This is a genomic window from Oerskovia sp. Root918 (genome assembly GCF_001428945.1).
Taxonomy (GTDB): domain Bacteria; phylum Actinomycetota; class Actinomycetes; order Actinomycetales; family Cellulomonadaceae; genus Oerskovia; species Oerskovia enterophila.
This window is the reverse complement of the sequence record NZ_LMJG01000004.1, coordinates 71,652-89,504: the sequence shown is the minus strand read 5'-3', so window position 1 is coordinate 89,504 and position 17,853 is coordinate 71,652. Positions and strand designations below refer to the sequence as shown.

The 17,853-nt window shown below is 72.2% G+C and carries 13 protein-coding genes and 2 pseudogenes; 9 read left to right on the top strand and 6 right to left on the bottom strand.

Going from position 1 to position 17,853, the window contains the following annotated elements; all coding sequences use genetic code 11:
- Positions 1-52: 52 nt before the first annotated feature.
- From ASE27_RS06385 to ASE27_RS06370, 4 genes are all read right to left on the bottom strand, one after another.
- The gene (locus ASE27_RS06385; RefSeq protein ID WP_235534247.1) at positions 53-919 is read right to left on the bottom strand and encodes a DeoR/GlpR family DNA-binding transcription regulator; all 867 of its coding nucleotides are present in this window, start codon (positions 917-919) and stop codon (positions 53-55) included.
- Positions 916-1,830 (bottom strand): carbohydrate ABC transporter permease, encoded by a 915-nt coding sequence (locus tag ASE27_RS06380; protein ID WP_235534249.1) that lies wholly within the window; start codon positions 1,828-1,830, stop codon positions 916-918. Before ASE27_RS06380 ends, ASE27_RS06385 begins: the two co-directional genes overlap by 4 nt.
- Positions 1,827-2,771 carry a carbohydrate ABC transporter permease gene (locus ASE27_RS06375; RefSeq protein WP_056647697.1) on the bottom strand — a complete coding sequence of 315 codons (945 nt, stop codon included), beginning with the start codon at positions 2,769-2,771 and terminating at the stop codon, positions 1,827-1,829. The genes ASE27_RS06380 and ASE27_RS06375 overlap by 4 nt, the downstream gene beginning before the upstream one ends.
- Before the next feature lie 292 nt (positions 2,772-3,063).
- The gene (locus ASE27_RS06370; protein WP_056647694.1) at positions 3,064-4,305 is read right to left on the bottom strand and encodes an extracellular solute-binding protein; all 1,242 of its coding nucleotides are present in this window, start codon (positions 4,303-4,305) and stop codon (positions 3,064-3,066) included.
- A gap of 283 nt (positions 4,306-4,588) precedes the next feature.
- On the opposite strand from ASE27_RS06370, the gene ASE27_RS06365 reads away from it, so the two are divergent.
- Both ASE27_RS06365 and ASE27_RS06360 read left to right on the top strand, forming a co-directional pair.
- Positions 4,589-5,911, top strand: a complete 1,323-nt coding sequence (locus tag ASE27_RS06365) for a magnesium transporter MgtE N-terminal domain-containing protein (RefSeq protein WP_056647690.1) — start codon at positions 4,589-4,591, stop codon at positions 5,909-5,911.
- Positions 5,904-6,536: a DUF1003 domain-containing protein gene (locus ASE27_RS06360; RefSeq protein WP_056647689.1), complete on the top strand. Its 633-nt coding sequence runs from the start codon at positions 5,904-5,906 to the stop codon at positions 6,534-6,536. Before ASE27_RS06365 ends, ASE27_RS06360 begins: the two co-directional genes overlap by 8 nt.
- Positions 6,537-6,604: 68 nt before the next feature.
- Here the strand turns inward: ASE27_RS06360 and ASE27_RS06355 are convergent, their stop codons facing one another.
- Complete coding sequence (locus tag ASE27_RS06355; RefSeq protein ID WP_056647685.1) at positions 6,605-7,402, bottom strand: maleylpyruvate isomerase N-terminal domain-containing protein; 798 nt, start codon at positions 7,400-7,402, stop codon at positions 6,605-6,607.
- Positions 7,403-7,436: 34 nt separating this feature from the next.
- Between ASE27_RS06355 and ASE27_RS06350 the strand changes: the two genes are divergently transcribed.
- The 7 genes and pseudogenes from ASE27_RS06350 (at position 7,437) to galK (ending at position 15,590) form a co-directional block, all read left to right on the top strand.
- A complete protein-coding gene (locus ASE27_RS06350) occupies positions 7,437-8,606 on the top strand; it encodes an Mrp/NBP35 family ATP-binding protein (RefSeq protein ID WP_056647682.1) in 1,170 nt (389 codons plus the stop codon).
- Positions 8,607-9,060: 454 nt separating this feature from the next.
- Positions 9,061-10,038, top strand: coding sequence for an efflux RND transporter periplasmic adaptor subunit (locus tag ASE27_RS06345; protein ID WP_056647680.1), 978 nt, complete (start codon positions 9,061-9,063; stop codon positions 10,036-10,038).
- Positions 10,035-10,659, top strand: a pseudogene (locus tag ASE27_RS19710) (ABC transporter ATP-binding protein); the annotation flags it as partial. The gene ASE27_RS06345 and the pseudogene ASE27_RS19710, both read left to right, overlap by 4 nt.
- A gap of 212 nt (positions 10,660-10,871) precedes the next feature.
- On the top strand, positions 10,872-12,071 hold the full coding sequence (locus tag ASE27_RS06340; RefSeq protein ID WP_056647907.1) for an ABC transporter permease: 1,200 nt from the start codon (positions 10,872-10,874) through the stop codon (positions 12,069-12,071).
- 142 nt (positions 12,072-12,213) lie between these two features.
- A complete protein-coding gene (locus tag ASE27_RS06335; protein WP_200955905.1) occupies positions 12,214-13,074 on the top strand; it encodes a DeoR/GlpR family DNA-binding transcription regulator in 861 nt (286 codons plus the stop codon).
- Positions 13,071-14,252 (top strand): annotated as a pseudogene (galT, locus tag ASE27_RS20850) (galactose-1-phosphate uridylyltransferase); the annotation flags it as partial. The gene ASE27_RS06335 and the pseudogene galT, both read left to right, overlap by 4 nt.
- Positions 14,226-15,590, top strand: coding sequence for a galactokinase (gene galK / locus ASE27_RS20580; protein WP_369818992.1), 1,365 nt, complete (start codon positions 14,226-14,228; stop codon positions 15,588-15,590). The pseudogene galT and the gene galK, both read left to right, overlap by 27 nt.
- On the opposite strand, the gene ASE27_RS06325 is transcribed toward galK, so the two are convergent.
- Positions 15,567-17,756 carry an MMPL family transporter gene (locus tag ASE27_RS06325; protein WP_056647674.1) on the bottom strand — a complete coding sequence of 730 codons (2,190 nt, stop codon included), beginning with the start codon at positions 17,754-17,756 and terminating at the stop codon, positions 15,567-15,569. The two genes, galK and ASE27_RS06325, sit on opposite strands and share 24 nt — an antisense overlap.
- Positions 17,757-17,853 lie beyond the last annotated feature (97 nt).

Genomic DNA, 17,853 nt, shown 5'->3' with positions numbered 1-17,853 from the left:
CCGGCGTCCGTCGTGGTGCGGACGTGTGAGGCGGGAGCGGCGGGGTCTCGTCCTAGACGACGATGACCTCGACGCCTGCGTCCCGCAGGGGCGCGAGCTGTTCCTCGGTCGCGCCCGAGTCGGTGACGAGCGTGGTGATCCGGGAGATGTCGCAGATCTGCGCGAACGAGCGCTCGCCGACCTTGTCGGAGGTCCCGACGGCGATCACGTGGCGCGAGTGCTCGACGAGCGCGGACGTGACCCCGGCCTCGTCGGGGTCACCGCACGTGAGCCCCGCCTGGGCGTCGATGCCGACCATGCCGAGCACGAGCACGTCGAGCCACAGGGTGCGGGCCATGCTCACGGCCATGGGGCCCGTGAGCTCGTAGGACTGGGCGCGCGCCGTGCCGCCCAGGCACACCGTGCGCAGCTGCGGGCGCAGGACGAGCTCAGCGGCGATGTTGAGCGCGCTCGTCACGATCGTGTAGACGTGCTCGCCGTTGCGGGCCGCGTGCTCGGACCCCTGGTCCGAGAGCTCGCCGAGCGCCTTGGCGACCAGGGTCGTGGTGCGCCCGCCGTTGAACCCGATGACGGCCTGGTCCGCGTGGCGCTGCGTGACCAGGTGGGCCGCCGCCTCCGCGAGACGCTGACGGTCGTCGAGCTGCTTGCCGTACCGGCCGGGCAGGCCGTACGCGACCGAGGCCGCGACGATCCCCCCGTGGGTACGGTGCGCGAGCTGCCGGTCCGCCATCTGGTCGAAGTCCCGGCGCACGGTCGACTCCGAGGTGCCGAACAGCTCTGCCACCTCGGTGACAGAGAGGCGGCGGCGGTCCGCCAGGAGCGCGAGCATGCGCTCCCAGCGGACCGACTTGCTGAGTCCGCCCGACGGCTCCGCGGCAGCGCCGCCGAGCTCGTGGGTCGCGTCCTCGATGCGTGTCACTTGATGCTCCCTGCGGTCAGACCTCCGACGAGACGCTTCTCGATGATCGCGAAGAGGATGATGACAGGCACGATGGCGACGATCGAGACGCCGAACACGTACTGCCACGCCGAGTCGTACTGACCCACGAACTTCGTCAGCGCCACGGACAGCGGCTGGTTGCCGGCCGTCGAGAGAATGACGAGGCTGGCGGCGAACTCGTTCCACGCAGCGACGAAGGTGAAGATGATCGCCGTCACGATACCGGGCCAGACCAACGGCAGGTTGATGCGGAACAGCGTCGCCCACCGCCCCGCTCCGTCGATCTGCGCGGCCTCGTCGATCTCCTGCGGGACGCTCGCGAAGAAGCTGTGCATGATCCACACCGCGAACGCCAGGTTGAAGGCCGCGTTGACCAGGATCATCGCGAGCCAGGTGTCGACGATCCCGAACGCGAGGAACTGCCGGAAGAGGCCCGCGACGAGCACTGCGGGCTGGAGCATCTGCGTGACCAGCACGAGGAACAGGAAGGCCATGCGCCCCGGGAACCGGAAGCGTGCCGTGAAGTACGCGGCCGGCAGGGCCACGATCAGGACCAGGACCGTCGCCGCGACCGAGATGACGATCGTGGAGACGAGGTTCTGCGGGAGCGGCGTCTCCGGGGTGGACCACATGGTGACGTAGTTGTCGGGGTGCCACTGCTCGGGGAAGTACGTCGGCGGGATCCGCAGGATCTCCGCCCGGCTCTTGAGCGAGCCGAACAGCATGATGCCGTAGGGCAGCAGGAAGAGCAGCGCCACGAGGATGCCCGCGACGACCCGTCCGGGGATCGACCCGCCCGAGCCGGGGCCCCCGGTCGCATACCTCGACGGCTTCTTGAGGGGCTGCGCGGGGCGAGCGTCCGGCTCGCGCGTCAGGACTCCGTTGCTCACTCGTCCACTCCCTTCATCGGCTTGACGATGCGCATGTAGAGCGCGATGACCGCGATCACGATCACGAAGTTCACGACCGACAGCGCGCTCGCCTGGTCGACCGCGCGGTCGGACTGGATGAGCTTGAAGATGAGCGTGGTCGTGGTGTCCGCGTCGTATCCCGGGATCGACCCCGTCATGAGGCGCAGGATCGGCAGCGAGTTGAAGACGTTGATGATGTTGATGATCGCGGCGACCGCGAGAGCGGGCTTGAGCTGCGGCAGGATGATCGAGAAGTAGACCTGCCGGTGCGAGGCGCCGTCCATGCGTGCCGCCTCGACCACGTCGCTCGGGATCGACTGGAGCCCCGCGAGGAGCGTGTACGTGGTGAAGGGCAGCGAGACGAACACCGCGACGACGATCGCGACGACGAACGCGGACGTCGCGTTCTTGGTGAAGCCGAAGTCCGGGCTGTCGAGGATGCCCACGTCCGCCAGGAACTGGTTGATGATGCCGTAGTTGGGCTGGAGCCCGTAGTAGACGACGGTCGTGGTCATCACGACGCTCGCGGCCCACGGCACGATGACCGCGAGGCGGACGATCTGCCGGCCGGGGAACTGCTTGTTGAGGAAGTTGGACAGCGCGAGCGACAGGACGACCGTGAGGGCGACGACGGCGACGACCCACACCGCGGTGTTCGCGAGCACGCGAGGCAGCGCGGGGATCGCGAAGACGTCCAGGTAGTTCTGGAACCCGGCGCTCCCCCGGTCGATGCCCGACTGCGAGATGTCACGGGTCGAGCTGAAGACCATGTACCCCGCAGGGAACAGGACGATCAGGATGATCAGCGCGAGGCTGGGGCCGATCCAGGGAAGCGCGGAGAGCAGCTCCCGGAACGAGCGGCGCGGCCGCTCGGGTGAACCGGCGGCGGGCGCCGGGGCGGTGGTGGTGGTCGAGCTCATCGAGGTCCTTCGGTGCCGGGTCCCTGGTCCCCGCGGCACGGGCGACGCCTCGGCCCCCACCCCGCGCACAGGCCTGCCCCGCTCCCTCGTGGTCACGGTGTCCGACGACGGAGCCGCCCCCGCGGACCGGCGGCCGCTCGGGTGAACCGGCGGCGGGCGCCGGGGCGGTGGTGGTGGTCGAGCTCATCGAGGTCCTTCGGTGCCGGGTCCCTGGTCCCCGCGGCACGGGCCGGTCGAGCCGGCCGTGCCGCGGGGACCAGGGACTGCTGGACGGGCAGTTACCGGTCCGGGGTCAGGAGTCGCCCTTGGCCTGGATCTCCTGGAGGACCGCCGCTGCGTCCTTGCCCTGCGCGACCTGGCCGATGAGCGACTGGATCGCGCCCTGCGTGGCCGACCACTTCGGGTTCGTCGACGGGTAGAACTGCGCGTCGGGCAGCAGAGCGAGGAACGGCGCGATGGACTCCTTGGTCGCGAGCTCCTCCGAGCCGGACTTCGTCACGGGGATGAAGCCCTCGGCGTCGACCCACGGCACGTACACGTCGGGCGTGTAGTAGTAGTCGAGGAACTTCTTGATCGCGTCCTGCTTCTTGCCGTCGTTCTTGAAGGCCATCAGGTGGTCGGCGACGCCCAGCGTCACGGGCGAGCCGTCCTTGGTGGCGATCGGCGCGGTGCCGTAGTTCAGGTCGGGGTTCTTCTCGGCGATCTGACCGATCGTGGGCGGCAGGCCGACGATCATGCCGATCTTGCCCTGGATGAACGTGTCGATGAGGGGCGTGCGGTCGGACGCACCGGCGTCGGGCTGCGTGAGGCCGCTCGTGGCGAGCTTCTGGAAGAACTGGGTCGCCTCGAGGTTCTCGGGGGTGTCGACCGTGATCTCCGACGCGTCGCCGTAGCCGCCACCGCCGCCGAAGAACCAGATGCCGGCCTCGGCCTGGGCCTCCTCCGAGCCGAGCGGCAGGCCGTAGCCGTACACGTCGCCCAGCGCCGAGATCTTGGTCGCGGCGGCCTCGAGCTCGTCCCACGTGGTGGGGGGCGCCGTGACGCCCGCCTTCTCGAAGATGTCCTTGTTGTAGAACATGGTGCGGGCCGAGGCGATGAGCGGCAGGCCGTACTGCGTGCCGTCGATCGAGGCGTTCTCGACGAAGGACTCCTGGAAGTCCGCGACGGTGTCGGGCGAGAGGACCTCGTCGGCCGAGTAGAGCAGGTCGTCCTCGACGAACCCGGCGAAGGCGTCGATGTTGAGGATGTCGGGGGCCTGGTTCGACTGGACCTTGGTCCGGACCACGTCGTTGATGTTGTCCCAGGACTGGACCTCGAGCTTGACGTCGATGTCCGTGTTCTCTGCCTCGAAGCCCTTGATCACGTCCTCCCAGAGCGACTTCGTCTGGTCGGAGTAGGTGGGAACCAGGAGGTTCAGGGTCGTGGCGCCGTCGGCCGCCGTGCTGTCGCTGCCGCTGTCGCCGCCGAAGCCGCACGCCGAGAGGGCGAGGCCCGCGACGATCGTCATGCTGACGAGCCGGATCGGGTTCTTCATGAGTACTTCCTCCGCTTCATTGCATTGAGGTGTTGCTCGAGCTGTGTCGCGGCAGGGTGCTCTGCCGCGATGAGGGCTCCGTCACGTTCCGTCACCAAGAATGACAGATCATGATCGATTGCGCCTCGTTGGTTCCAGATTCAAGCAGGTTGCACTCGTCTAGTCCAGTGGTCTCCGCGAGAATCAGGTCACGACTTGGCCACGGTCCGCGGGTTCCCCGGCTCGCCCGCTCCGTCCGGCCCGTCGGGGCGCCACCCCGACGGGCGGTGCGTAGTCTTGCGACGTGAGTGCAACTACCCGCGTCTTCGTCGCGCGCCTGGCCGGTACGGCGGTGTTCGATCCCCTCGGTGACCAGGTCGGACGCGTGCGCGACGTCGTCGTCCTCCTCCGCCCCAAGGGGGCTCCCCGCGCGGTGGGCCTCGTGGTCGAGGTCCCCGGGCGACGGCGCGTGTTCCTGCCCCTGACCCGCGTCACGAGCATCGACGCCGGGCAGGTCATCAGCACCGGTCTCGTCAACATGCGCCGCTTCGAGCAGCGCGCCATGGAGACCCTCGCGGTCAGCGAGCTCCTCGACCGCACCGTGCAGTTCGTCGACGGGTCGGGTTCCGCGACCGTCGAGGACCTCTCGATCGAGAAGCAGCGCACGGGCGACTGGCTCGTCAACCAGCTCTTCGTGCGCCGTCACACGACCCCCAACGCGCTCGGCATCCGGCGGCGGGGCGACGCGTTCGTGGTCGAGATCGGCGCGGTCACGGGGCTCGCCGGCACACCCGAGACCCAGGGGGCCGCCCGCCTGCTCGCGGCCTACGACGACCTCAAGCCCGCCGACCTCGCCGACGTCCTGCACGACCTGGGCGACACGCGCCGCCTCGAGGTCGCCACGGCCCTCGACAACGAGCGTCTCGCCGACGTCCTGGAGGAGCTCCCCGAGGACGACCAGGTCGCGATCCTCTCCGGCCTCGACACCGACCGCGCCGCCGACGTCCTGGAGGCCATGCAGCCCGACGACGCCGCCGACCTCCTCCACGAGCTCCCGCAGGAGCAGGCCGCCGAGCTCCTCGAGCTCATGGAGCCCGAGGAGGCGCGGGACGTGCGCCGCCTGCTCGCCTACGGCGAGGACACCGCGGGCGGTCTCATGACGACCGAGCCCGTGATCCTGGGCCCCGAGACCACGATCGCCACGGCGCTCGCCCAGATCCGCCGCAAGGACGTGCCCCCGGCGCTCGCCGCGATGGTGTTCGTCGTGCGCCCGCCGCTCGAGACCCCCACGGGCCGCTTCCTCGGCATCGTGCACTTCCAGAAGCTCCTGCGAGAGCCCCCGCACGTCTCGGTCGGGTCGGTGCTCGACTCGGACATCGAGTGGGTGCGCCCCGACGCGCCGCTCGGGCGCGTCACGCGTCTGCTCGCGGCCTACGACCTGCTGGCACTGCCCGTGCTCGACGACGAGAAGCGCCTGCTGGGCGCGATCAGCGTCGACGACGTGCTCGACCACATGCTCCCGGACGACTGGCGTGAGACCGACGACGAGTCCGAGGAGACGAGCCTGGGCACCCAGACCCCCGCGTCGTCCGCGTTCCCCGTCCGCCGAGGAGGTCACCGTGGCTGAGCGCCTCGACACCCCCAAGGCCGCGCGCCGCACCCTGCTGCCCCGCGTGCGGGTCGAGCAGGACGCGTTCGGCAAGATCTCCGAGGGCATCGCCCGTTTCATGGGCACCCCGCGGTTCCTGCTCTACATGACGGTCTTCTGCCTCCTGTGGCTCGGGTTCAACACGTGGGGACCCGAGTCCCTGCGGTTCGACTCGGCCGCGCTGGGCTTCACGGCGCTGACCCTGATGCTCTCGCTCCAGGCGTCCTACTCGGCACCGCTCATCCTGCTCGCGCAGAACCGCCAGACGGACCGCGACCGCGTGAGCGCCGAGCAGGACCGCCAGCGCGGCGAGCGCAACCTCGCGGACACCGAGTACCTCGCACGGGAGATGGCGGCCCTGCGTATCGCGCTGAGCGAGGTCGCGACGCGCGACTTCGTCCGCTCCGAGATCCGCAACCTGCTCGAGGAGCTCGACGAGAAGGAGACCGAGCGCGCGGAGGCCGCCCGCGCCGACGGGGCGGAGCGCCCGGGGCTCGACTCGCCGCTCCCCCGGACCGCGCAGCCACCGCGGAGCGGGACGCGCGACGCGCGCCGGTCCTCGGGAGGCGCCCGTCGCGCGGACGCCCCGCCCGAGCCGCGCTGACGCGACCGGCCGTGCGGTGATCCCGCTACCTGCAGGTCCGGTCCGCCCCGACGCGAGCGGACGGGCGTCTACTGCGTCTCCTGCCCCGCGACCGCGCGCAGGCGGTCCGCGAGCGCCGCGTCCCCGCGGACGACCAGACCGTCCCGCTCTCCGCGTCCCCAGAGCCACAGGTCGAGGTCCCACGCCGCGCCCGAGACCTGCGTGGTCGTCGATCCCGGCAGGTCCACGAGCTGCGCCGAGTCGAGGTCGTACGCGGTGCCCGACTCGGGCCCGGTGCCCGTGAGGCGCCCGAACGCGAGCTCCCACGAGCGGGGCGTCTCGCCGGGGCCGTCGACCGCGACAGCGACCGTGCTCCCGTCGGGGGTGAAGGTCGCCCACTCGGGGATGCCGTCGACCAGCACGCGCAGGATCTCGTCGACCCCGTCCGCGGCCACCTCGGGGTCGGCGCTCGTGATGTCCCGGCCGGCGGTCTGCTCGGCGTCCACCCGGTGGACGAGCGCCTCGTGCGCCTGCCGGCGAGCGACCCACCCGACGGTGCGGCCCGCGTCGTGCCACGACCAGCACGGCTCGGCGGGGTCACGGCCCGCGAGCGCGGCGAGCAGCCTGGCGGTGGCCTCGGCGGCGAGCGTCGGCAGGGCCGCGTCGTCGTCGGGCCGCGGGAGCGTGCGCACGTCGTCGCCGTCGAGCCCGCGCCCTTCCGCGGGCCCGACGACGGCGCTCCAGAAGTCCTGCACCTCGGCCAGGTGGTACGTCAGGTCCGCCGCGCCCCACTCGGGACAGGCCGGTACGCGGGCGTCCGGCCGTGCCGCGCGGACGGCGTCGAGGAAGAGTGCCGAGTCACGGGCGATCGAGGCGAGGGCGTCCATCCTCGAACGCTAGACGCCCGCTTAGGATGGGGCCATGGCTGGCGGCTCCGCAACACCCACGACCGATGCACTCGAGGACCTCGTCCGGACGGCTCTGACCCAGGTCATGGACCCGGAGATCCGGCGCCCCGTGACCGAGCTGGGGATGGTGCGCTCGGTCGACGTGAGCATCGACGCGGCTGCCGCGGGGGGTGCGCACGTCGTGGTCGGCATCGACCTGACGGTCGCGGGCTGCCCCATGAAGTCGACCCTGGTCAAGGACGTCACGGCCGCTGCGCAGACCGTGGCGGGCGTCGGGAAGGTCGACGTCGACCTGGGCGTCATGAGCGCCGAGCAGCGGACGGCGCTGCGCACCATGCTGCGCGGGGGCGTCGGCGAGCCCGAGATCCCCTTCGCCAAGCCGGACTCGTTGACCAAGGTCTACGCGATCGCCTCGGGCAAGGGCGGCGTGGGCAAGTCGTCGGTGACAGCCAACCTCGCGGTCGCGCTCGCCGCGGACGGCCTCAACGTGGGCGTGGTCGACGCCGACATCTACGGTTTCTCGATCCCGCGCATGCTGGGCGTGGACCGGGCTCCGACGCGCGTGGACAACATGCTGCTGCCGCCCGTCGCGCACGGGGTCAAGGTCGTCTCGATCGGCATGTTCGTGCCGCAGGGGCAGCCCGTGATCTGGCGCGGTCCCATGCTGCACCGTGCGCTCCAGCAGTTCCTCGCGGACGTCTACTGGGGCGACCTGGACGTGCTCCTGCTCGACCTGCCGCCGGGCACGGGCGACATCGCGATCTCGGTCGCCCAGCTCCTGCCGTCGAGCGAGATCGTGGTGGTCACCACGCCGCAGGTCGCTGCCGCGGAGGTCGCCGAGCGCGCGGGGTCGATCGCGACGCAGACGCAGCAGGGCGTGCTCGGCGTCGTCGAGAACATGTCGTGGCTCGAGCAGCCGGACGGGTCCCGGCTCGAGCTGTTCGGGTCCGGCGGCGGGGCGAGGGTCGCCGAGAACCTCTCGAAGGCGACGGGCAGCCCCGTCGAGCTCCTCGGGCAGGTCCCGCTCGACGTGACCCTGCGCGAGGCCGGTGACGCCGGTACACCTGTCGTGCTGACGAACCCCTCGTCGCCGGCCGCGGTCGCGCTGCGCCAGGTCGCGACGCACCTCGCGACGCGCAGCCGCGGGCTCGCCGGCCGCCGCCTCGGGCTCTCGCCCGTCTAGGTCGCAGCGCACCCGAGAGCACACCCTGCGCGCACGGGCCCGGTCCGCACGGACCGGGCCCGTCGTCGTCGGACCTCCGGCCGACCGCGCGCACCGGCTGCCGGACGGCCGTCCCGCGACACGGGACGGCTGCCCTCGCGGAACACTCCGCGAAACGGCGACCGGACGTCTGGACACCCCTCGTCTCGACCGGTGTATGGTGCGCAGATCGTTTGTCAGAAGTGCGACCAATGAGGGTTGTCCAGGGGGACGCAGGCAGACATCACGGCAGGAACCTGACCTGATCGTGATCTTTCGCGCATCCATCTCATACCTGAGGTGGATACGTGGGCGCTCGCCCACCCCCTAGTCTTCCCAGAGCATGCCTGGACCTTGAGCTGTCGGCTCATCGGATTTCACCTGGAGACCTGCCGTGGGCGTCACACGCCGGATCATCTTTCCTACCCTTCGTCTCGTGATCTGGGCGGTGATCGCGGTGACCCTGGTGGTGATCGCGTTCAAGTCGGCCCCCCAGGCGGCGGGCGACGCCGAGTTCCCGTCGGCCGTCGTGACCCTTCCGCAGGTGGAGGTCGCCAAGGGCCCCATCACCAACACCGTGACCCTCACGGGCTCGGTCGTCGCGGACCCTGCCGGCCAGGAGAAGGTGACCCAGGTCGGCAAGGTCACCGCCGTGCACGCCAAGGTCGGTGACGTCGTCGAGGCCGGTGCCCCGCTCCTCGAGGTCACGCTCGAGACGCCGCAGGACCCTCTCGTCACCACGAACAAGGAGACGGGCGAGGAGAAGGTCACCGAGCGCAAGCCCAAGGTCACCCGGACCACCATGAAGGCCGGCTCGGCCGGGACCGTCGCGACGTTCACCGCGATCAAGGACCAGGAGGTGAGCGTCGGCGAGACGTTCGCCTCGGTGTCCCCCGGGACGTTGTCGGTGACCGCGTCCATGCTCCCCGAGCAGCAGTTCCGTCTCCTGACGATCCCCACCGAGGCGACGGTCACGGTCACGGGTGGCCCCGCCCCGTTCACCTGCACCGCGCTGCGCATGGGCACGGCGGCAGCCGCCCCGGCGGCGGGCACCGAGGAGCCGGGCACCGAGCCCGGCGCGACGCCCTCGGCGTCGATCACGTGCGCCGTCCCGGCAGGCACGGTCGTGTTCGCGGGACTGGCCGCCAAGCTCGAGGTGACCGCGGGCTCGGCCGAGGACGCCCTGCTGGTCCCCATCACCGCGGTCCAGGGCTCGGTCGAGACGGGCAACGTGTGGGTCGTCGCCGAGGACGGTACGAACACCGAGAAGGCCGTGAAGCTCGGCATCACCGACGGCACGCAGGTGCAGATCGTCGAGGGGCTCGCCGAGGGCGACCTGGTCCTCGAGTTCGTGCCCGGCCAGGACGTCGCGCCGGTCGACGAGGGCATGATGTACGGGGGCTCGGCCGGATGAGCCTGCTCGAGCTGCACGGCGTGACCCGGTCGGTCCGCCTGCCCGACGACCGGATCCTGGAGATCCTGCGCGGGATCGACCTCACGGTCGACGCGGGCGAGCACGTCTCGATCGTCGGGCGTTCGGGGACCGGCAAGTCGACCCTCCTGAACATCCTGGGCTTGCTGGACACGCCCACGGCAGGCGAGTTCCTGCTCGACGGCGTCCCGATCGGCCGCCTGTCCGGCCGGGTCCGCGCGCGCCGGCGCGGGGCGGACTTCGGTTTCGTGTTCCAGCAGTTCAACCTGCTCCAGGCGCGCACCGCGCTGGAGAACGTCGCCGCGCCCCTGCTCTACGCGCAGGGCAAGCAGTTCTGGAACCGCAAGACGCTCGCCGCCGAGATGCTCGAGCGCGTGGGCCTGGGCGACCGTCTCGACACCATGCCCGAGAAGCTCTCGGGCGGCGAGCAGCAGCGCGTGGCCATCGCCCGCGCGCTCGTCCGCGGCCCCCGCGTGATCCTCGCCGACGAGCCCACGGGCGCGCTCGACGTGGTCCGCCCTCATCGCCATCACCCACGACCTCGCGGTCGCCTCGCGCGCCAAGCGCCACTTCCGCCTCGCGGAGGGCGTCCTCACTCCCATCGCGATCGGCGCCCGCAGCGCGGGTTCGCTCGACGGGCTGGGCACGGCCGTGGAGCACGTGCCCGACGGCGAGGACCACCAGGCCGAGCACGTCGCCGTCCCGCTGGGCACGGTGGCGTCGTCCGCGCCCCTCGCCGACGCGACCGGGGTCCGCGCGCCCTCCGGCGCGGGCGACTCGATCGACGACCTCTTCGGCGACTCGGTGGTGGCCTCGTGACCGGATTCTTCGGAGCCCTGGCGGAAGCCTGGGACGAGCTGCGGGTCCACAAGCTCCGCGTGCTTCTCGCCCTGGTCGGCGTCGCCGTGGCGGTCTGCGCCATCACGACCATCACCGCGGCAGGCGACATGCTGCGCCAGGTCTCGGCCGAGTCCAACGAGCGCTGGAGCGGACGCCCCGCGACGCTCAACGTCAGTGCGTACCCGACGGGACAGGAGATGCCGGGGATCGAGGAGTACGTCGCGGCGTACGACGACATCGTGGCCCGGTACGAGGTCGAGTACTCGTCCATGGTCATGTGGACCCAGACCCCGTTCCGTTTCCCCGGCGGGACCCTCCAGGCCCAGACCAACGCCGTCAGCGCCGACTGGGCGACCATGCACCGGTTCGTGGTAGACGGCGGCCGGTGGTTCACCGAGGCCGACGAGGAGAACCTGTCCCCCGCCCTCGTGGTCAACCAGTCGTTCCTCGATACCCTCGGCCAGCGCATCGAGGACCACCCGACCATCGTGATCGGGGGCGAGAACCCGGTCCTGGCGACGGTCGTCGGCTCCTACCCGGACAGCTGGCCCGGCGAAGGCCCGTCCGCCTACATGCTCGTGGAGTCCCACCTGCGGTGGGCCTCCCCCGAGGCGCTCATGAGCTCCGGCGTGCCGTCGCTCGAGCTCTGGGTCCCCCCGGACACGGTCGACGTGCTCACCGACGCCGTCCGCCGCGACCTGACGGGGGCGATCCCCGGGACGCAGGTCGACGTCAACCGCATGGACAGCCCCGACATGAGCATGATCGACGGCGCGACCAAGTGGGTCATCCTCGGGGTCAGTGCGATCGCCCTGCTGCTCGGCGGGCTGGGGCTCGTCAACATCGCGCTCGTGACCGTCCGGTACCGGATCCGTGAGATCGGCATCCGACGCAGCTTCGGCGCCTCGTCCGGCCGGGTCTTCTTCTCGGTGCTCATGGAGAGCGTCGTCGCCACGGTCGTGGCCGGGGTCGTGGGCGTCTCGCTCGCGGTCGTGATCCTGCACAACGTCCCGCTCGACACGCTCATGGGCTCGACGGTCCAGGACCGTCCCGGCTTCCCGGTCTCGGCGGCCGTCACGGGCATGGTCGCCGCGGTGAGCGTCGGTGCGCTCGCCGGGCTGATCCCCGCGCTCGTCGCGGTCCGGGTCAAGGTGATCGACGCCATCCGGTACTGATCCACGCGGGCCCCACGAGTCCACGGCCGTCCACCGTCCTGGTGGACGGCCGTCACGCGTCCCGGCCCACGACGCCGAAAGCGCTCACCATCGAGCATGTTCGCTCTTGTTGCTTTCTGTTCGAATGTGTCACCATGGCAGCATGCTCGCCTCCCAGCGCCACGAACGCATCCTCGCGGGGCTCCGCGACCACGGAGCCGTCAGGATCGCCGACCTGACCCAGGAGCTCGGCGTCTCGGACATGACCGTGCGCCGCGACCTCCTCGAGCTCGCCGAGCAGGGACTGCTCCGCAAGGTCCACGGAGGCGCGGTCTCCCCGCAGGCCACGTCGCACGAGCCCGGGTTCGAGGCCAAGAGCGCGCTCGCTCTCGACGAGAAGCGCGCGATCGCCCGCGCCGCCGTCCGCCTCGTCTCCCCCGGCTCCTCGATCGCCCTGTCGGCAGGCACCACGACGCACCTGCTCGCTGTCGAGATCGCCGCAGACCCGCGGCTGCGCCCCCTGACCGTCGTGACCAACTCGCTCCCGGTCGCCGAAGCCCTGCACCGCGCGGGCGACCCGCAGCTCGAGACCGTGCTCACGGGCGGGTCGCGCACGCCGTCGGACGCTCTGGTCGGTCCCCTCACCGAGGCCGCGCTCGCGAGCCTGCGCGTCGACCAGACCTTCCTGGGCGCGCACGGCGTGAGCGTCGAGGCGGGGCTGACGACGCCCAACCTCGACGAGGCCGCGACCGACCGCGCCCTCGTCGCGATCGCGGGACGCACCGTCGTGCTCGCCGACCACACCAAGTGGCGCACCACGGGCCTGAGCGTGTTCGCACGGCTCGACCAGGTCGACGTGCTCGTGACCGACGACGCCCTCCCGACCTCCGACCAGGAGGCCGCGCGCGACGTCGTCGAGCAGCTCCTGGTCGCCTCTCCGCCCGATGGTCCGCCGGCCCCGCAGTCACAGCCCGCCCAGACCCCACCCACCCCCGCACCCCAGGACGGTCGTACCTCCCGATGAACCAGCACCTGCGCCGCACCCCGACCCGCCTGGCCGACGGCCGCGAGCTCGTCTACTTCGACGACTCGCCCGCGTACGTCGCGGGCGAGCTCACGCGTCGGCTCGACGACCCCCGGCCGCTGGGCGACCGGTTCGCCGCCGTGACCGGTCCCGACGGGCACGAGCACCCCTACACGGGCCCCGAGATGCGCCTCGACCCGCTCTCGGGCGACTGGATCCCGATGGCCGCGCACCGCATGAACCGCACGTTCCTGCCCGCTGCGGACTCGTGCCCGCTGTGCCCGGCCCGCCCCGGCGCGGCCTACTCGGACGGCGAGGTCCCGGACACCGACTACGACGTCGTGGTCTTCGAGAACCGCTTCCCGTCGCTGCAGTTCGTGCCGGGCGTCTCCGACGTCGAAGGAGCGCTCGAGGGCGAGGGGACCCTCGAGACCCGCGCTCCGGCGTCGGGCCGCTGCGAGGTCATCGTCTTCTCGAGCGACCACTCCTCGTCGTTCGGCGCGCTGCCACCGCAGCGCGTGCGCACCATCATCGACGCGTGGGCCGACCGCACCGAGGCCCTCGGACGCGAACCCGGCGTCGAGCAGGTCTTCTGCTTCGAGAACCGCGGGCAGGAGATCGGCGTCACCCTGCACCACCCGCACGGCCAGATCTACGGCTACCCGTACATCACGCCCACGACCCGCGCGATGCTCGAGCAGGCCCGCGCGCACCACGAGCGCACGGGCGGCAACCTGCTGCGCGACGTCCTCGACGCCGAGCTCGCGGACGGCCGCCGGATCGTCCTGGAGACCGAGCACTGGGTCGCCTACGTGCCCTTCGCGGCCCGGTGGCCCGTCGAGGTGCACGTCGCGCCGCGCCGGGACGTGCCCGACCTCCCCGCGCTCACCGACGCCGAGCGGGACGACCTCGCGGTCGCCTACCTCGAGCTCCTGCGCCGCCTCGACCTGTTCTTCGAGGGGCCCGACGGCGCGCCCGTCCCCCTGCCCTACATCGCTGCCTGGCACCAGGCCCCGGTGCGCGAGGGGCGCGAGCTCTCGCGCCTGCACCTGCAGGTCTTCTCGGTGCTGCGCGCACCGGGCAAGCTCAAGTACCTCGCGGGCTCGGAGTCGGGCATGGGCGCGTGGGTCAGCGACACGACCCCCGAGCGGATCGCTGCGCGCCTGCAGGCGCTCGCCCCGGCCCCGGCGGCACAGTGGGTCGAGTCCTGGCCCGACGACGTCGGTGCGGACCGCGTCCGGCAGGCCTTCGCGGCGGCGTACCCCGCGGACGGCACGGAAGGCGGGGACGAGGCGGACGGCGCCCCCGAGGTCCGCGTCTACGCCGCGCCGGGGCGCGTCAACATCATCGGCGAGCACACCGACTACAACGCCGGGCTGTGCCTGCCCATCGCGCTCCCCCACCGCACGTACGTCGCGCTGCGCCCCCGGACCGACTCGGTCGTGCGTCTCGCGTCGGCCCAGGAGCCCGGTGCCGCGTGGACCGGGCGGCTCGAGGACGTCGCGCCCGGAGCCGTGACCGGCTGGGCCGCGTACGTGGCCGGGGTCGCCTGGGCGCTCGGGCAGCACCTCGAGGCGACCGGCGGTTCGGCCGGGACCATCCGGGGCTTCGACGCCGTGGTCGACTCGTGCGTGCCCTACGGCGCGGGCCTGTCGTCGTCGGCCGCGCTCGAGTGCTCGGTCGCGGTCGGGATCGACGACGTCGCCGGCCTGGGTCTCGCGGCCACCGACGCCGGGCGGGCGACGCTCGCAGCCGCCGCGATCCGCGCCGAGAACGAGGTCGCGGGCGCCCCGACGGGCGGCATGGACCAGTCGGCCTCGCTGCGCTGCGCCCCGGGCCACGCGCTGCTCCTCGACTGCCGGCCGGGGCTCGACCCGGTCGACGCCGTCGAGCAGATCCCGTTCGACCTCGCGGCCGAGGGGCTCGCGCTGCTCGTGATCGACACCCGGGCCGAGCACGCCCTGGTCGACGGCCAGTACGCGCAGCGACGGGCGACGTGCGAGGCGGCCGCCGCGACCCTGGGGCTCGCGAACCTGCGCGAGCTCGCGGACTCGGTCATCGCTGCCGGCGCTGCCGAGGGAGACGCGGCGACCCGCGAGGCCGCGGCCGCCGAGGCCCTCGCCGCGGCGCTCGACCGGCTGCCCGACGACGTCTCGCGCCGCCGGGTGCGTCACGTCGTGACCGAGATCGCCCGGACCCAGGACCTGGTGTCGCTGCTGCGCGCGGGGCGAGCCTCCGACGTCGGGCCGCTCATGGACGCGTCCCACGCGTCCCTGCGCGACGACTACGAGGTCTCCGCGACCGAGCTCGACGTCGCGGTCGAGGCTGCACGCGACGCCGGCGCGCTGGGAGCCCGCATGACGGGCGGCGGTTTCGGGGGGTCCGCGATCGCACTGGTCCCGGCCGAGCGTGCGTCCGCGGTCGCGGACGCCGTGGCCGGCGCCTTCGCCCGCGCGGGCCTCGGGGCGCCCGGGTTCCTCCTGGCCGTGCCGTCAGCCCCGGCCGGCGCCTGCTGACGCACCGCTGCCCACGAGGGTGCGCGGCGAGGGCTCCTCGCCGCGCGCCCCGTCCGGCTCGACGCCGCGGCCTGGGCCCCTCCGCCCGCCCGGGAACCACCAGTTCCAGCGTCCCAGCAGCGACATCGAGGCCGGGAGCAGCAGGCCGCGGACGATCGTGACGTCGAGCAGGACCGCGACGGCCATCCCCACACCGATCTCCTTCATCGCCACGAGGTCGCCCAACGCGAAGCCCGCGAACACGATCCCGATCGACACGGCTGCGACCGTGATGACAGGACCCGACGCCACGACGCCCGCGAGGACGGCCCGGTCGTTCGCGCGGCGGTCGTCCCCGGTCCGTCGACGCCACTCCTCCGAGATGCGGGCGAGGAGGAACACCTCGTAGTCCATCGACAGGCCGAACAGGAAGACGAACAGCAGCGCGGGACTCGTGGCGTCGATCGTGCCCGTGGGCTCGAAGCCCAGGAACCGCGCGCCCCAGCCCCACTGGAAGACCGCGACGAGCACCCCGAGCGACGCGGTCAGCGCGAGCAGGTTCAGGACCAGCGCCTTGAGCGGGACCACGACCGACCGGGTGAGCCAGCCCAGCAGGAGCATGGCGGGCAGCACGACCGCGGCGAACGCCCACGGGAGCCGGTCCCGCGACTGCTGGGTCGCGTCGACGAGCTCGGCCGCCGGGCCCGCGACCTGCACCGAGAACGGCACGTCGAGCCCTCGGACGTACCGGACCACGGACTGCGCCTCCTCGCCCGTGGCCGTGCCGTCGGGGGTCACCTCCGCGACCGTCACGTCGGGCGGGAAGTCCTCCAGGTGCTGGACGTCCTCGACGCCCGGCAGCCCGTAGACCGCGTCGAGCAGCGACCGGACCTGCGGGTCCTCGACGGAGGCCCCCAGGAGGAGAGTGACGGGCTGGACCCCCAGGACGTCGAAGTCCTGCTCGACCTTCTCCTGCGCGACCCGCTCCTGCGTGCCCGGCGGGAGCGACCGTGCGTCCGAGCTCCCCAGCGTGAGCGAGGCCAGCGGGGCGCTCAGGAGCAAGAGGACGGCCGCTGAGCCCAGGGTGACCGCGACCGGTCGGCGCTGGGCGAACGACGCCGACCGCGCGAGCAGCCCGGCTCCCGTCCCCGTCCGGCGGCGTGCCCAGGTCCGGGTCCGCGGGGCCGGGATCGACGCGTGCAGCACCGCGACCAGGGCCGGTACGAGCGTGATCCCCGCGACCGTCGTCAGACCGACCACGAGCAGGCCGCCCAGCGCCATGCTCGCGAGCAGCGGGTCGGCGAGCACGAGCAGCCCCGTGAGCGCCGACGCGACGGCCAGCCCCGACACGAGGACCGCCCGTCCCGCGGTCGATACCGTCCTCGCCATCAGCTCCTCGAGCGTGGCCCCAGGGGCCAGGTCCCGCTCCTCCCGGAACCGCACGACGACCAGAAGGCTGTAGTCGACGGCCAGGCCCAGGCCCAGGAGGGTCACCACGTTGACCGCGAACTCGCTCACGGGAACCATGCCGGCCAGGGCGCTCAGCGCCAGGAGCGAGGCCGCGATCGACGCGAGCGCGGCGGCGACGGGCAGCAGCCCTGCGCGCAGGCCGCCCAGCACGAGCACGAGGACCACGCACAGCACCACGAGAGCGACCGACTCGCCCACGACCGCGTCGGCCGTGGCGATGTCGGCGAACGTCCGCTCGGCCATGAGCTCGCCGCCCACGACGACCTCGGGCGCGTCGATCGTCTGCAGGACCGCCACCACGCGGTCTCCGACCGCGAGGGCCTGCTCGTCCGTGAGGTCGAGCTCGAGCTCGACCACGACGAGCGAGCTGAGCCCGTCGTCCGAGATCAGGCCGCCCGACGTGAACGCGTCCGTGACCTCCAGGACCCCAGGGATCTCACGGACCTCCTGCATGACGCGGTACCCGCTCTCGAGGAGAGACGGAGTGAAGAAGTCGACGCCGCCGACGACGGCCGTGAGCGTCTGCCCCTGCGGGTCGAGCTCGTCGAGCAGCGCCTGCGCCTGCGCGGCGGGCGCACCGGCGGGCAGGCTGTCGACCGCGGTCGTGCGGTCGAAGACCCCGCCGCCGATCACCGCCCCCAGGAGAGCGAGCGTGACCCACAGGGCCAGGACGAGAGCTCGGAGACGGACCGTGACCCGACCAAGGTGCGCGAGCATGGTCGACTACCTCTCGACGACAGACGGAGCGTCGTCGTCGACGCCCCGGCAGATGGTGACAGACGCCGCACGACGAGGGCAAACCTGCGGTGCGGCG

Coding starts and splice junctions, on each gene's coding strand:
- ASE27_RS06350 (WP_056647682.1), top strand. CDS start 7,437: ATGGCTGGCGGCTCCGCAACACCCACGACCGATGCACTCGAGGACCTC.
- ASE27_RS06375 (WP_056647697.1), bottom strand. CDS start 2,771: ATGAGCTCGACCACCACCACCGCCCCGGCGCCCGCCGCCGGTTCACCC.
- ASE27_RS06370 (WP_056647694.1), bottom strand. CDS start 4,305: ATGAAGAACCCGATCCGGCTCGTCAGCATGACGATCGTCGCGGGCCTC.
- ASE27_RS06335 (WP_200955905.1), top strand. CDS start 12,214: ATGCTCGCCTCCCAGCGCCACGAACGCATCCTCGCGGGGCTCCGCGAC.
- ASE27_RS06325 (WP_056647674.1), bottom strand. CDS start 17,756: ATGCTCGCGCACCTTGGTCGGGTCACGGTCCGTCTCCGAGCTCTCGTC.
- ASE27_RS06355 (WP_056647685.1), bottom strand. CDS start 7,402: ATGGACGCCCTCGCCTCGATCGCCCGTGACTCGGCACTCTTCCTCGAC.